At 68.9% G+C, this 13638-nt stretch carries 13 protein-coding genes; 6 read left to right on the top strand and 7 right to left on the bottom strand.

What is annotated here, in order from left to right:
- Positions 1-57: 57 nt before the first annotated feature.
- From ACN6M5_RS12905 to ACN6M5_RS12890, 4 genes are read left to right on the top strand one after another with little or no spacing between them, the layout of a single operon-like run.
- Positions 58-1434 (top strand): ABC transporter substrate-binding protein, encoded by a 1377-nt coding sequence (locus ACN6M5_RS12905; RefSeq protein WP_434950426.1) that lies wholly within the window; start codon positions 58-60, stop codon positions 1432-1434.
- A 40-nt stretch (positions 1435-1474) separates the two neighbouring features.
- Positions 1475-2404, top strand: coding sequence for a carbohydrate ABC transporter permease (locus ACN6M5_RS12900; protein ID WP_085367322.1), 930 nt, complete (start codon positions 1475-1477; stop codon positions 2402-2404).
- 3 nt (positions 2405-2407) lie between these two features.
- The gene (locus ACN6M5_RS12895) at positions 2408-3277 is read left to right on the top strand and encodes a carbohydrate ABC transporter permease (protein ID WP_434950423.1); all 870 of its coding nucleotides are present in this window, start codon (positions 2408-2410) and stop codon (positions 3275-3277) included.
- Positions 3278-3314: 37 nt separating this feature from the next.
- Positions 3315-5345 (top strand): glycoside hydrolase family 2 protein, encoded by a 2031-nt coding sequence (locus ACN6M5_RS12890; RefSeq protein ID WP_434950421.1) that lies wholly within the window; start codon positions 3315-3317, stop codon positions 5343-5345.
- 61 nt (positions 5346-5406) lie between these two features.
- Here the strand turns inward: ACN6M5_RS12890 and ACN6M5_RS12885 are convergent, their stop codons facing one another.
- Entirely contained in the window at positions 5407-6984 is a 1578-nt protein-coding gene (locus ACN6M5_RS12885) for a stealth family protein (RefSeq protein ID WP_085367320.1), read from the bottom strand.
- A gap of 142 nt (positions 6985-7126) precedes the next feature.
- Here ACN6M5_RS12885 and ACN6M5_RS12880 point away from each other — a divergent pair, with 142 nt between their 5' ends.
- Positions 7127-7444, top strand: a complete 318-nt coding sequence (locus tag ACN6M5_RS12880) for a DUF7882 family protein (protein WP_085367319.1) — start codon at positions 7127-7129, stop codon at positions 7442-7444.
- Between the two features lie 31 nt (positions 7445-7475).
- Here the strand turns inward: ACN6M5_RS12880 and ACN6M5_RS12875 are convergent, their stop codons facing one another.
- The 4 genes from ACN6M5_RS12875 to ACN6M5_RS12860 all read right to left on the bottom strand — a co-directional run bounded on the left by ACN6M5_RS12875 (position 7476) and on the right by ACN6M5_RS12860 (position 9749).
- On the bottom strand, positions 7476-8315 hold the full coding sequence (locus ACN6M5_RS12875) for a hypothetical protein (protein WP_434950419.1): 840 nt from the start codon (positions 8313-8315) through the stop codon (positions 7476-7478).
- Positions 8316-8347: 32 nt separating this feature from the next.
- Complete coding sequence (locus tag ACN6M5_RS12870) at positions 8348-8614, bottom strand: DUF7218 family protein (protein ID WP_168690627.1); 267 nt, start codon at positions 8612-8614, stop codon at positions 8348-8350.
- A gap of 130 nt (positions 8615-8744) precedes the next feature.
- Positions 8745-8909, bottom strand: a complete 165-nt coding sequence (locus tag ACN6M5_RS12865) for a cytochrome c-type biogenesis protein (protein WP_143465476.1) — start codon at positions 8907-8909, stop codon at positions 8745-8747.
- A gap of 99 nt (positions 8910-9008) precedes the next feature.
- Entirely contained in the window at positions 9009-9749 is a 741-nt protein-coding gene (locus tag ACN6M5_RS12860) for a TetR/AcrR family transcriptional regulator (protein ID WP_434950416.1), read from the bottom strand.
- A 107-nt stretch (positions 9750-9856) separates the two neighbouring features.
- On the opposite strand from ACN6M5_RS12860, the gene ACN6M5_RS12855 reads away from it, so the two are divergent.
- Positions 9857-11332, top strand: coding sequence for an MFS transporter (locus ACN6M5_RS12855; protein WP_434950414.1), 1476 nt, complete (start codon positions 9857-9859; stop codon positions 11330-11332).
- Positions 11333-11369: 37 nt separating this feature from the next.
- Here ACN6M5_RS12855 and ACN6M5_RS12850 read toward each other — a convergent pair whose 3' ends face one another.
- Complete coding sequence (locus ACN6M5_RS12850; RefSeq protein ID WP_434950412.1) at positions 11370-12080, bottom strand: hypothetical protein; 711 nt, start codon at positions 12078-12080, stop codon at positions 11370-11372.
- Positions 12081-12113: 33 nt separating this feature from the next.
- Positions 12114-13625: an FAD-dependent oxidoreductase gene (locus ACN6M5_RS12845; protein ID WP_434950410.1), complete on the bottom strand. Its 1512-nt coding sequence runs from the start codon at positions 13623-13625 to the stop codon at positions 12114-12116.
- Positions 13626-13638: the final 13 nt, after the last annotated feature.

Below are 13638 nucleotides of genomic sequence, written 5' to 3'. Positions count from 1 at the left end.
AGCAAACATCGGGTACGGTTTTGCATACGTTGGCAAACGACCGCACGAAGGAGTGTCATGAAGCTCACAACCCCGCGACGGCGGAAGGCCGCGATCACGCGGATCGTCGCCATCGGAGCAGCCGGTCTCATCGCCGTCGGCCTGTCCGGCTGCGGACCGGAGATCGGCTCGGCCGACCCCACGACATCGAGCACGGTGCTGAAAGCGCCGACCGACAAGTCCCCGAAGGGCGAGATCACCATCTGGGATCGCTCCGGCGACCTGTTCAAGGTCTTCGATGCGGCCATCGCCGACTTCAACAAGGTCTACCCGGACATCACGGTCAAGCACGAGGCCGTCGACATCGACGCCAAGCTGCAGAACACCCTCATCACCGGCACCGACGTGCCGGACGGCGTCTTCCTCGACGACGCGAAGGTCGGCGGCTACGCCGAGTACCTCTGGAACCTCAAGGATGTGCTCGCCCCGTACACCAAGGACATCGCGCAGCAGAAGGTCGACGTCAACACGGTCAAGGGCGGCATCTACGGCGTCCCGTTCGACCTCGATCCCGGGCTGCTGTTCTACAACGCGAAGGCCGTGGCCGCCGCCGGGATCGACCCGGACTCGATCAAGACCTACGACGACCTCCTCGCCGCCGGCAAGAAGTACCAGGCGTACAAGCCGGGGTCCAAGCCCATCCACCTCGAGCAGAGCGCCTTCCTCGGGCAGCTGCAGCTCGAGATGTACGCCAGCCAGCTGGGCACGAGCCTGGCGGACGCCGACGGGAAGCTGCGGCTCGACTCCCCGGAGTACAAGCAGATCCTCGGCTGGCTCGACGAGGTGCAGAAGCAGGGCGTCGGCACCCGCGCCGAATACCTCAGCCCGAGCGACATCGGAGCGCTCGACTCCGGTGACGAGGTCTTCTACCCGTGGTCGATCTGGTTCGACTTCGCGCCGCAGCAGCAGCTCACGGCCACGAAGGGCGACTGGCGCGCGATGCCGCTCCCGGCGTGGAAGGACGGCGGCGCACGCAGCGGCGCGATGGGCGGATCGTCGTTCGTGCTCCCGAAGGAGGGCAAGAACTCGCAGCTGGCCTGGCTCTTCTACAAGTTCCTGATGTACGACGAGGCCGGATACACCGCGGTCTACGGCCCGAACGACGTCTACCCTGGCGGCCTGAACACGTCCATCCCCGCGTACCAGCCCGCCGCGAACCCGGACAAGCCGCTGTTCAAGCCGATCGAGGCGATGGGCAACCAGGATCTCTGGTCGACCGCGATCGAAGCAGGCAAGGAGATCCCGGGCGGCGCACCGTTGCCGACCTGGTGGGCCGGAGCCGTCGACTACCTGGGCAACGACATCCAGAAGATGCTGGACGGCTCGCTCACGCCCGATCAGGTCATCGAACAGTCCTCGAAGGACATCCAGACCAACCTGATCGACCGCCAGTAGCGCTGCCAGGCCGACCCGACCGCCGAACCGAGGAACACCCGTGACCACAACGACCGCCGCGCAGACCGCGCCCCCCTCTCCGCCCCGCGCGGCGAGGGGGAGCAGGGGATACGCGTTCCGCAGAGCGTTCGCGCCCTACCTGTTCGTGCTGCCGTTCGTCGCGATCTTCCTCGCGTTCAGCATCTATCCGCTCGTGTTCACGTTGCGACTGAGCTTCACGAACTGGCACGGAGCGGGAGCGGCGGAATGGGTCGGCCTCGGCAACTACGCCTACCTCCTCGGCAGCAGCGCCTTCTGGTCGTCGCTGGCGAACTCCGGCATCCTCTGGCTGCTGATCGTGCCCATCCAGATCGTGCTGTGCGTCGTGGTGGCCGTGCTGCTGGACAACGCGAAGCTGCGGCTGCGTGGCTTCTACCGGGTGGCGTTCATCGTCCCGTTCGTGACCCCGCTCGTCGCGGTCGCGCAGATCTGGATCGTGCTCTTCGACCAGAACTACGGGGCGGTCAACGGGGTGCTCAACCTCATCGGGCTCCCGGACGTCGGCTGGCTGGTGACCAGCCAGTGGGCCAAGCCGACGCTGGCACTGCTCTTCCTCTGGAAGACCAGCGGGTTCATCATCATCATCCTGCTCTCCGGCCTGCAGTCGATCGACGCGAACATCTACGAGGCCGCGTCGATCGACGGGGCCGGCCGGGTGCGGCAGGTCTGGAGCATCACGGTCCCGCTGCTGCGGCGCACGATCATGTTCGCCGTCGTGCTGCAGACGCTCGCCGTGTTCCAGATGTTCGCCGAGCCGTTCGTGGTCACCAAGGGAGGGCCGTACGGCTCCACCACCACGGCGGGACTGTTCCTCTACAACCACATCACGCGCGCCGACCTCGGCACGGGCGCGGCCAACTCGTTCCTGCTCGTCATCGTCGTCATGGCGCTGTCGCTCGGGTTCGTGAGACTCCTGCGGGCGAAGGACTGAACCGTGACCACCACAGCAGAGACCCGCATCCATCGCCGGCCGCTCATCGGGTCGAACGTGTTCCTGATGATCCTCACCGTCGCGTTCCTTTCGCCGGTGGTCTGGGCCGTCCTCTCGGCGTTCAAGCCGGCGGGCGACATCATCCGCGACCCGTTGGGCTTCGACCCGACCACGTTCACGCTCGACAACTTCCGCGGGATGTTCCAGGACGTTCCGATCGCATCCGGATTCGTGAACACCGGCATCGTGCTGGTGTTCAAGGGGGCGATCACCCTGTTCTGCGCCCCGCTGGCCGGGTATGCGTTCGCCAAGTACGACTTCCGGGGCAAGAACCTCATCTTCGGGACCGTGCTGCTCACGCTGATGCTGCCGACCATCGTGCTCATCATCCCGCTGCTGCTGGAGATGAAGGAGCTCGGCTGGGTCAACACCTACCAGGCGCTGATCCTCCCCGGTTCCGTCGACGCCTTCGCCATCTTCTGGATGCGCCAGGTCATCTCCGCCGTGCCGGACGAGCTGCTCGACGCGGCCAGGGTCGACGGCTGCGGTGAGTTCGGCATCTTCTGGCGGATCGTCGTCCCGGTCATCCGGCCCGGTCTCGCGGGCCTCGCCGTGCTCACCATCATGAACATCTACAACGACTTCGTCTGGCCGGTCGTTGTCGCGAGCTCCAGCAAGATGGCCACGCTGCAAGTGGTGCTGTCCACCCTCGCCCAGAACATCTCCGGCAACAAGGTGGGCGCAGACTACGCGACGGTCACGGGGGAGCTGCTGGCCGCCAGCTCCGTCGCCCTCATCCCCTTGCTCATCCTGTTCATCGTGCTGCAGAAGCACTTCATCAACGGCATCCTCGCCGGCAGCGTCAAAGGCTGACCTCATGCGCGCCGAACGAACGAAAGGCATCACATCCATGTCCGTCCCGAAGCCCGAGTATCCGCGGCCCGACTTCGACAGGTCAGAGCGCTGGCTCACCCTCAACGGCGACTGGGGGTTCGAGCCGGAGGGCGGGGAGCCCACCACGATCGTCGTGCCGTTCGCCTGGGAGACGGCAGCATCCGGTGTGCGCCGCACCTGGCTGGAACGCGCGGTGTACCGCCGCTCCGTCACCGTGCCGCCCGCGTGGGACGGCCGCCGGGTGATCCTGAGCTTCGGCGCCGTGCACCACGTGGCCAGAGTGCTGCTCGGCGGAGTGGTCGTCGGGGTCCACACCGGCGGATACACCTCGTTCGAGTTCGACGTGACCGAGCTCGTGACGCCGGGGGAGCCCGTCGAGCTGGTGGTGGAGGTGGATGCGCCGGCCGACAAGCGGGAGATCCCGCACGGCAAGCAGCGCTCCATCCCGCGCGACGACTACGACGGGGTCTCCTTCACGCCGACGTCCGGCATCTGGCAGTCGGTCTGGCTGGAGGCGCGCGGCCGCAGCTACGTGGAGTCCGCGGCGGTTCGCGGTGACTCGCTCACCGGATTCGCCGTCTCCGGCCGGGTGGTCGGCGACGCCCCGGCCGGCGCTGCGGTCGTCGTGACCGTCGACGGCCGCGAGACGACCATCGCGGCCGACGCGGACGGCCGGTTCGACGGCACCGTGACTGTGGATGCGCCCCGGCTGTGGAGTCCGGCCGACCCGCACCTCTACGCCATCGAGTTCCGCGTGGGCGACGGGGAGGCCGCCGACCGCGTCGTGGCGACGGCCGGTCTGCGCAGCATGGAGGTGCGCGGCGAGCAGCTGTTCCTCAACGGCCGTCGGCTGTACCTCCGGGGCGTTCTCGATCAGGGCTACTGGCCGGATTCCGGCCTCACCGCCCCGGATGACGCCTCCCTGGTCCGGGATCTCGACCTCGCGGAGGAGCTGGGCTTCAACCTGGTGCGCAAGCACCTCAAGTTCGAGGAGCCGCGCTGGTTGCACGCGGCTGACCGGATGGGGATGCTGGTCTGGGCGGAGCCCGCCTGCCCCAGCCGGTTCACCCCGGACGCCGCGGCCGCGTTCGAGGAGCAGCTCCCCGAGCTGGTGCGCCGCGACGGCAACCACCCGTCGATCGTCGTCTGGGGTCTCTACAACGAGGAGTGGGGGCTCGACTGGGACATCCCGGGCAGCCAGGAGCGTGCGGAGGCCGCCGTGCACGCGTACGACACGATGCGCGCCCTGGACGACTCGCGTCCCATCGTCGAGAACTCGGGCTGGGCGCACGTGCGCAGCGACCTGGTGGACTGGCACTACTACGACGAGGACCCTGCGGCGTGGGCGGCGAACGTCGCTGCCCTCGCCTCCGGAGAGAAGGAGTCGTTCGAGGTGAAGCTCGGTCCCGACTTCGTCGTCGACAAGTCCTTCTACGGCTCCGCCGACTTCCCGCGCACGGGGGTGCCCATCCTGAACAGCGAGTTCGGGGCGGGGTTCACCAGTCTGGAGCGGGCCTGGCACGTGCGCTGGCAGACGCAGGAGATCCGCCGCCACGACCGTTTCGCCGGCTACGTGTACACCGAGCTCACGGATGTGGAGCACGAGATGGCAGGACTGCTCGACGCCGATCGGCGCAGGAAGGACTGGGGAGGGCTGAACCCGGCGGACAGCAACGCCGAGACCGTCCTCGTCGTCGACATCGTGCCGCAGAGGGCCGGGGCGGACATCCCGATCCCCACGAGCCCGCTGCGCGTGGATGTGCGGGTCTCGCACCACGGGGACACCCCGGTCGACGGCATCCTGCACGCCGCCTGGTCGGCAGCCGGTTCGCCGCTGCCCACCGCCGATGAAGCACCGGATGCGCGCGCGGACGTCTCCGCCGCACCGTTCGCGGTGACAGAGCCGGTCACCGTCACCGTGCCGCCGCCGCCCGGCGCTGCACGGCTGCACCTGTGGCTCGAGGCCGACGGCCGGTGCGTCGCGCGCACCTTCGTGGACGCGGCCGTCATCGAGCGACCGAACCGTCGCGGGGCCCGTCAGGGCTGAGCGGCGGCCGAACGGCGCGCGCCCTCCCTGCCAACGCGGGCGCGCGCCGTCCCCGGCCCGTCTACCCTTCCACGCGCTCCCACGGAGCGGGGAACGGGAAGTACCTCTCCAGGAACTCGGTCACGATCCTCGTGCGCTCCTCCACGCCGATCTCCGGTTTGGAGCCGTCGTTGAGGCAGAACATGTCCTGGTCGCGGCGCTTCAGCAGCCTGCGCATCTTCTCTTCGGCCTCGTGCAAGGTCGTCTCGATGTACTGGACGCGGGCCTGCGTCTGCACGACGGCCCGCCCGGTCATCAGCGAGTAGTAGTGGTAGAGCGAATTGGTCACCGAGATGTCGGTGGCCGAGCGGAAGGGGCTCGCCGCCGTCCTGGCGAAGTCGTCGGGGAACTCGCGCTCCATCTCGTTGAGCACGCTGACCCTGAGCGGCGCGGCGCAGTGTTCGAGGTGCCGGGTGGTGACGGCGCCGAAGCGCTCCCAGAGCAGGCGGCGGTTGACGCGCGCCGCGTTCTCGAAGCCGCTGCGCGCCGGGTCGCTCTCGCCGAGTCCGATCCTCGTTCCCGCCTCCACGAACTTGGTCACGCCGCCGGGCGAGAAGAAGATGTCCGGCGAGATCGGGCGCCCGATGAACATGTCGTCGTTCGAGTACAGGAAGTGCTCCGCGATGCCCGGGATGTGGTGCAGCTGGCTCTCCACCGCGTGCGAGTTGTGCGTCGGCAGCGTCGACGTGTCGACGAAGAAGTCCTCGCTGCGCATGATGTGCACGTTCGGGTGCGGTGCGAGCCAGGAGGGCAGAGGGGAGTCGGTCGCGATGTAGATGTTGCGCACCCACGGCGCGAACATGTGCACGCTCCGCATCGCGTACTTCAGCTCGTCGATCTGGCGGTAGCGGGCCTCGTTGTCGTCGCCGTCGCCGACCACGTACGCCGCCTGCTGCGCCGCGCGCTTCCGCTGGAACTCCGCGCTCGACCCGTCCACCCAGGAGAACACGATGTCGATGTCGAAGGCGATGTCGCTCGCCAGCGGGTCGAACATGTGCTCCAGCGTGCGCCAGGTGCGCCCGTAGATGGTCACCGATTCCTCGATCGCCTCGTTGCGCGGGAGGCGCGTGCGCATCAGCGCGTTCGGCCGCGGGGCTTCGATGTCCTCGTCGCCGAACCGCCAGAACTCCAGCTGCATGGCCGTCTCCGCTCCGTAGCGGAGCCGTCCGATCGGTTCCAGCCGCGGGCGGAACAGGCGCAGGACGTGCGCCTTCCTCCTGGACAGCCTGCCGTCGGCGATCAGCGTCGGCGCGCCGTCCACGTCGACCGGGCTGGCGTAGAACGGCTCGTTCGCGAACGCGGTCGCGAGCGCCGCCGTGATCTCCTTGCGGCGTCGACGATCGACGGCGATGACGCGCCTGTCGTCGTCGCCGCGCACCAGCAGGTGCTCGATGCCGGCCGCATCCAGTGCATCCCGCACGGCCAGCAGGTCTTCGACCATCGATTCGCGCGGGGTGAACGGCCCGGAGACGAGGGTGAGCACGCCTTTGCGCAGCACGACGTCGTCGCGCCGCAGGGTCGGGTTGCTCGTGTGGGTGTCGCCCACGACGACGACGGGCTCAGGGTGGTCGGAGAGGGCGGGAGACGGGTGATCTGCCATATGGGCCCCACTCTATGTCGTCCAGAGCGAAGTACCAGCCCCCGACCGGGAGCGCGCATCCGTCCATAACGGAATACGGCACCCGGGTCAATCCCCCTGCGCCAGACAGTCTTCACGGGGTTGAATAGTGGAGAATACCTGTATGGGAAAACTGGTCTACGGCTCCGGGCAGGAGTACGACCTCGACGATCGCGTGTTGAGCCACGTCAAACTCGCCATCGTGGCGAAGCTTCGTCGGCACGAGAGCTTTCTCCTCAACTGGGACGTGCCTGTCGAGCAGGGCTCCGGCCGCGTCTCGATCTGGATCAGCCGTGAGGTGCCGCTGTCGTTCCAGTTCAGCGGCAGCCGCCCGCCCGCGATCAACACCCAGTGGCTCGAAGCGCTCATGCACACCTCGCAGCGCACCGGCGGCATGGTGGTCATGAGCGAGGACACGGTCGGGCAGCACCTCCCCGGCTGACCCCGGCACCGGCACGCGCACGCACGCCCGCTCAGTCCCGCGCGGCCCTCACTGCTTTCTCCGCCTCCCGCAGCGCCGCCTGCGCCTGCGTGATCCTCCTCCGCAGCTCCCGCTCGGCCGCCCGCGACTCCGCGAGCTCGTCCTGGGTGCGTTCCAGCCGCCGGGCGAGCGCATCCCGTTCGGCTTCGAGGTCGGTGCGCCTGTCGACCTCCTCGTCCAGCTCGTCGTCGAGGGCGTCCGCATCGGTGCGCGCCCGTTCGAGCGCCTTCTCCGCCGTCCGGATGCGCCGCTCCCGTTCCCGGCGTTCGCTCGGCGTCTCCGTCGGCTCGGCGTGGGCGGGTGCGTTCGCGGCGGCGCGGGTCGTCTTCCGGGCGGTGTGGGCGACGGTCGCCGCCTCCACGTCCACCGGCAGCGCCACCGCGTCCGACACGTCGACCTGGTCCACCCCGGTCGACTCCAGCGACCGCACCAGCAGCCCGCTGCGCACCGCCGCGGCCGCCGCGGCGTCGATGACAGCGGCCTGCAGCGTGTCCTCCACCTCGCGCAGCACGGCGGGGCTTGCGGTGCCGGCGCTGCTCGTCGCCTTCTGCAGCAGCCGTTGCCGCTCGCCGGTGAGTTCGCGGATGGCGGTGCGGTCGCGTTCGGCGAATGCTTCGCGCATCCGGTCGCCGACGTCGAGGATGGCGTCGACCACATCCGGATGCTCGCGCACCAGCGCGTTGACGGCGGCCGCGGCTGCCGACGGCTTGCGCAGCCCGCGGATGTCCGCGGCGAGCGGCGTGCCCGCCTTCCCTGCCGCCGCGTTGCGGGATGCGGTGAACTCGGCCGCGGGCAGCGCGTAGAGCTCGTCGGCCACCTCGCGCAGGTCCATGCCGTGAGTGTACGACGCGGGCGGGCGCTCGGTCAGTGGTTGCGGAGCGCGCTGATCAGTTCCTTCTTGGTCTTCTTCGAGTAGCCGCTGAGGCCGAGCTCTTTGGCGCGCTTCTTGAGGTCGGGCACCGTCCAGTCGTCGTACGACCCGGACTCTCCGCCTTTCTTGCCGACGGACGAGCGCCCGCGGGCCGCTGCGGCGTTCGAGATGCGCGCCGACTTCTCTTTCGAGTTGCCCTCCTTGCGGAGTTCTTCGTAGAGCTTCTGGTCTTTCAGTTCCGGTTCGTTGCGCCCAGGCATCGACCGCCCCTTCCGTCTGATCCGTTGTCGCCGCGCACGCTACCCCGCCACCGCCTCCCCGGCAATGGCCCTGGAACGGCGAAGGGCTCCGGATGCGGGTGCATCCGGAGCCCTTGGACGTTCGGTGGTTCTAGACGGAACGCCGACCGCTGATCATGCGAACCAGCCACACGATGATGGCGAACACCAGGAGGATGATTCCCACCCAGAGCAGCCAGTTGAGGGCCTGCACGAATCCGCCGGTGAACAGGAGCACGATCGCGACGATCGCGATCACGATGAGCAGAATGTTCATTTTCCGTTACCTGCTTTCTTTTGCGGTCGACCATGACGACGACCGGCGCCCACGGTAGACCTCGGAAAGCAGGGTGTCGAGTGCCTCGGGCGAGATCGCCTAGCCGGCCGACCCTGCCCCGCGCCCCGCCTGGAGTTCGAGCCCGGCCAGCAGCAAGTCGAGGCCGGCGCGGAACTGATCGCGGTCTTCGTGCACGGCGAACTCGTCGACGATGTAGTGGATGAACGGATACTCCGCGGGGTCGAGCGCGCGCCATTGTCCGGTCGCCTCGGCCAGGTACTGCCGCTGGTCGAGTTCGCCTGAGATGACGGCGTCCGGCAGTTCCTGGCCCATGTCGGCGGCGGTGCCGATCACGAAACCGACGACGGCGGATGCGGCGTAGAAGCTCTGCCGCGCGGTGAGGCCGAGTCGCATGACCTGTTCGCCGATTCGCTCGTAGAGCATCAGCGAGTGGACCTGGCGCCCGGTGTCGCGCATGGCGTATGCGCCGAGCCAGGGGCGGTCGGCGATGGTGTCGAACAGCGCGTGGGCGACGGCGCGCAGTTCGGCGATCGGATCTGCGGAGGACACGTCGGCCACGTCTTCCAGCACGCCGGCGAGAACCGAGTCGGCCGCGAGGTCGAGGAGTTCGTCGCGTCCTGACACGTACCAGTACACGCTCGCCGGGCCGCCACCGAGCCGGGAGGCGAGGGCGCGGATGGTGAGCCCCTGTGCGCCGGATTCGTCCAGGATCGCCACGGCTTCGGTCAGCACGGACTCGAGGGACAGCGAAGCACGGGGACGCTGCGAAGCCGTGTGGCGCCGTGCGCGCGGCTCCGCGTCTCGCTGTGTGCTGCTCATGCCACCCATCCCATCACAGTCGACCTGCCCCTTGCAGTTTATCGAACACTGTTCTATTCTATCGAACGGTGTTCGAGACTCGAACACCGTTCGATACTGGAGTCGCTATGAGCACCGAATCCATCACCACATCCCGCAGCTACGTGTCCATGAAGGCGGCCTGGATCCCCCTCGCCGCGCTTTGCCTCGCCTTCTTCGTCGAGATGGTCGACAACACCCTGCTGTCGGTCGCCCTCCCGACGATCGCCCGCAGCCTCGGAGGCGACACGACATCGCTGCAGTGGATCACGGGGGCGTACTCGCTGACCTTCGGCGGACTGCTGCTGACCGCCGGGTCGATCGCGGACCGCTTCGGGCGTCGCCGGGTGCTGCAGGTGGGCTTGGGGTTGTTCGGTCTGCTGAGCCTCGGGGTGCTGCTGGTCACGAGCACCGGTGAGCTCATCGCGCTGCGTGCGCTGCTCGGCGTCGCCGCGGCGGCGATGGCTCCCATCACCAACTCACTCGTGTTCCGGCTGTTCGACGACGAGAAGCTCCGGATGCGCGCGATCACTCTGATGATGGTCGTCGGCATGTCGGGCTTCGTCCTCGGGCCGCTGCTGGCGGGCACCGTGCTCGCGCACCTGTCCTGGCAGTGGCTGCTGCTCGTGAACGCGCCGATCGCTCTCATCGCCTGTCTCGGCGTGCACTTCGGAGTCGCGCCGGACACGGCAGACGGTCTCACGAAGGACAAGCTCGACGTGCCGGGGGCCGTCCTCAGCATCCTGACGATCGGCCTCGCCTGCTACACCCTCACGAGCGGAGTGCAGAACGGGTGGCTGTCGCCGGCCACGATCGCGGTCGCGCTCGGTGCGGTCGCATCCCTCGTCCTGTTCATCGTGCGCGAGCGCCGGGCGGCAGCGCCGATGCTCGACCTGTCGCTTTTCCGCGGCGGCACCGTCCGGGGGGCGGCCATCGCCCAGATCGGCACCTCGCTCGCCATGTCCGGCGTCATGTTCGCTCTGGTGCTGCACTTCCAGTACGCGTGGGGGTGGACGCCCCTGATGGCGGGGCTGGCGAACCTGCCGATCATCCTGACGATGATCTTCGCGACACCGCTCACCGAATTGCTGGTGCGTCGCCTCGGCCACCGGATGGCCTGCTTCGTGGGTGCGCTGCTCCTGGCGGTGGGTCTCGGCATGATGGCGTGGAGCGTCCAGCAGAACTACGTGGCCGTCGCGCTCTCCATGATCGTGATGACGATCGGCCTCCGCACCGTGATGACCATCTGCGCGGTGGCCCTCGTCGGGGCGATGCCCGAGAACCGCACGTCGATGGGCGCTGCGATGAACGACGCAGCGCAGGAGGTCGGCACGAGCATCGGCACCGCGGTCGTCGGAACGCTCATCGCCGTGCTCGTCACCACCACTCTGCCGAGCGGTGCGTGGAGTCACCAGCTGGTCGCGTCGTACTTCGACGGCGAGCAGATCATCTTCGGCATCCTCGCGGTCGCCGTCGGCCTGATCGCGGGGATCGGCGCGCTCACTCTGACGAACGCGCGCACCGTCGACGAGCACGCCCCCGCCGACGCGGAGACGGCCGCCTGACGCAGGTCGCCTGGCGCCGTCTCCGGGTCGATGGGACCTAGGCGCGCGGGGCGCGGGACGCCTTCACCGCAGCGAAGTACTGCGATGCGGGCTTCAGCCAGATCAGGATCGTGGCGACGATCGCCGCGATCACCTGCACGCCGCCGATGAAGTACAGGCCGCCGAGGTTCAGCAGCGAGATCACGGTGAGGACGGTCAGGACGATGCGCGCCCAGTTGCGGCCGCGGCGCATGAAGACCGCGAACAGCACGAAGACGAGCGCCCAGAAGATCAGGGTGACGACCGCCCAGACGATGCCGAACGTGATGGCGGCGTCCGTCAGGGTGTTCGGGTCGAGCTTCGCTCCGTTGGTCTGCGACTTCGCCAGGCTGTCGGTGATCTGCTGCAGGATCGTGTCGCGGTTGGCCGACACGGAGATCGCCGTGACGATACCGCTGATCACGCTGAGCACGGCCGCGGCGATGTACAGCCAGAACGCGATGGTGATCTGCGACGGCGGCTCGGTCGGTGCGGCGGGAGCCGGTGCGGAAGGCGCGGCCGAATATGCCGGGAAGCCACCGGATGCTGCAGCGGACGGATACCCGGGAGCCTGGGTCGGCGGCGTCTGCTCGACGGGCGCGGCCGGCGGAACAGGGGAGGCGGGAGGTGCGGGCGGAACAGGCGGGACAGCCCCTCCGGCGTCCGGCGCAGGAGGAACATTTCCGCCGGTGGGCTGTTCCGGCGTGCTGTCGTCGTTGGGAATAGTCATGCCGCGACCCTACTGCCGGACAGACCGCTGTGACTACTCTCCCGCGGGCTCGGCGTCATCCACGGGTTTCAGGGCCGACGTGGCCGGACCCTCGAGCACGGTGCCGTCCGGTGCGAAGCGGGAGCCGTGCAGCGGGCAGTCCCAGGACAGTTCGGCGTCGTTCCAGCGCACGACGCCGCCGAGGTGGGTGCACACGGCGGAGAGGGCGCAGGTGACGCCGTCCACCGTCGAGACGGCGACGGGCGCAGCGCCCCGACGGCCGACCACGCCCGTCCCTTCGGCGGGAGGGGGAGCATCCACCGGGAGCTGTTCGCCCGTCTCCGCTTCCGCCCACTGGGTGACGGCCGCCTTGCCGACCCCCGCGTTGAAGACGGCGCCGGTCGCGATGTCGATGGGGTGCGTGACCCTGTGGTGCAGCACGCGGGCCCACTCGATGGTCTCGCCCGTGAGGTCTGCGGTGAGGCTGAGCGCGGCGGCGACGCCGTTCGTCATGCCCCACTTGTTGTATCCGGTCGCGAGGAACACGCGCCCGCGTCCGCGCGGCAGCCAGCCGACGAACGGCACCTGGTTGGCCGAGCGGTAGTCCTGTGCCGCCCACCAGTGCGTGCGCTCCGCTCCGGGGAACGTCGTCTCCGTCCACGCCGTCAGATCGGCGACGAGAGCCGCCGGCGACTCCGCGCGACCGGCGACGTGCCCGTTTCCGCCGACCAACAGCAGTTCGCCGTCGGGCGATCCCGCCGTGCGCAGCGACCTCGTCGGCTCGTCGGCCGAGAGGTACATCCCGCGCGGCAGTTCGCCGGGCACCCGGAACGCCGTGATGTACGAGCGCAACGGTTCCGTCTTGGCGAAGTAGAGCCCGCGATCCAGGATGGGCGTTCCGCTGGCCAGCACCACGTTGCCCGCGCGCGTCGTGCCGGAGGTGCTGGTCACCACCGCGGGTTCGCTCGCCGAGACGCCGGTCACCCGCTCCCCTTCGACGATCACGCCGCCGAGCGCCCGCACGTCGGCGGCGAGCGACGCGAGCAGTGCCATCGGGTCCACCTGCGCCTGCGCGGGCAGCCGCAGTGCGGCCTCGACGGCGAAGGGCAGCTCGCAGCCGCGCTCCTCCGTCGCCGCCAGCCCGGCGACGCGGGCGGCGGAGAGTTCGGCGTCGAGCTTGTCGCGGCCATCCAGTGTCGTCGCGTACGTGTACGCGTCGCGGACGTCGTACGGGATGCTCCGCTGGTCCAGATAGTCGAGCAGCCAGCCCTGACCGGCGGTGTTGGCGTCCACGTACGCGCAGAGCACCTTGTCCGTGGTGTGGCGGCGGATCTGCGAGAGCGTCGTGCCCTGCAGCAGGCTGACCTTGCCGGTGGTGTTGCCGGTGGTCACAGCGCCGACGGTGCGCGCTTCGAGCACGGCGACGCGCATCCCGTGCCTGGCCAGCAGCAGGGCGGTGGTGAGGCCGGTGAGTCCTGCGCCGACGATCACGCTGTCGTACTCGCCGCCCTCCACGAAGGGATCGGTGGGGATGGGAGCGGCGACGTCGCGCCAGAGCGAGATCATGTCGGGTGCGGTG

This window comes from Leifsonia araucanica (genome assembly GCF_051161895.1).
Classification (GTDB): Bacteria; Actinomycetota; Actinomycetes; order Actinomycetales; family Microbacteriaceae; genus Leifsonia.
The sequence above is the reverse complement of the archived record's forward strand: the minus strand, read 5'-3'. Positions and strand labels throughout refer to the sequence as shown.

What these genes read in the sequence shown, in the direction of transcription:
- ACN6M5_RS12875 (WP_434950419.1), bottom strand. Translation starts at nt 8,315, where the DNA reads ATGGACCTGCGCGAGGTGGCCGACGAGCTCTACGCGCTGCCCGCGGCC.
- ACN6M5_RS12890 (WP_434950421.1), top strand. Translation starts at nt 3,315, where the DNA reads ATGTCCGTCCCGAAGCCCGAGTATCCGCGGCCCGACTTCGACAGGTCA.
- ACN6M5_RS12850 (WP_434950412.1), bottom strand. Translation starts at nt 12,080, where the DNA reads ATGACTATTCCCAACGACGACAGCACGCCGGAACAGCCCACCGGCGGA.
- ACN6M5_RS12855 (WP_434950414.1), top strand. Translation starts at nt 9,857, where the DNA reads ATGAGCACCGAATCCATCACCACATCCCGCAGCTACGTGTCCATGAAG.
- ACN6M5_RS12885 (WP_085367320.1), bottom strand. Translation starts at nt 6,984, where the DNA reads ATGGCAGATCACCCGTCTCCCGCCCTCTCCGACCACCCTGAGCCCGTC.
- ACN6M5_RS12845 (WP_434950410.1), bottom strand. Translation starts at nt 13,625, where the DNA reads ATGATCTCGCTCTGGCGCGACGTCGCCGCTCCCATCCCCACCGATCCC.
- ACN6M5_RS12865 (WP_143465476.1), bottom strand. Translation starts at nt 8,909, where the DNA reads ATGAACATTCTGCTCATCGTGATCGCGATCGTCGCGATCGTGCTCCTG.
- ACN6M5_RS12870 (WP_168690627.1), bottom strand. Translation starts at nt 8,614, where the DNA reads ATGCCTGGGCGCAACGAACCGGAACTGAAAGACCAGAAGCTCTACGAA.
- ACN6M5_RS12860 (WP_434950416.1), bottom strand. Translation starts at nt 9,749, where the DNA reads ATGAGCAGCACACAGCGAGACGCGGAGCCGCGCGCACGGCGCCACACG.
- ACN6M5_RS12880 (WP_085367319.1), top strand. Translation starts at nt 7,127, where the DNA reads ATGGGAAAACTGGTCTACGGCTCCGGGCAGGAGTACGACCTCGACGAT.
- ACN6M5_RS12905 (WP_434950426.1), top strand. Translation starts at nt 58, where the DNA reads ATGAAGCTCACAACCCCGCGACGGCGGAAGGCCGCGATCACGCGGATC.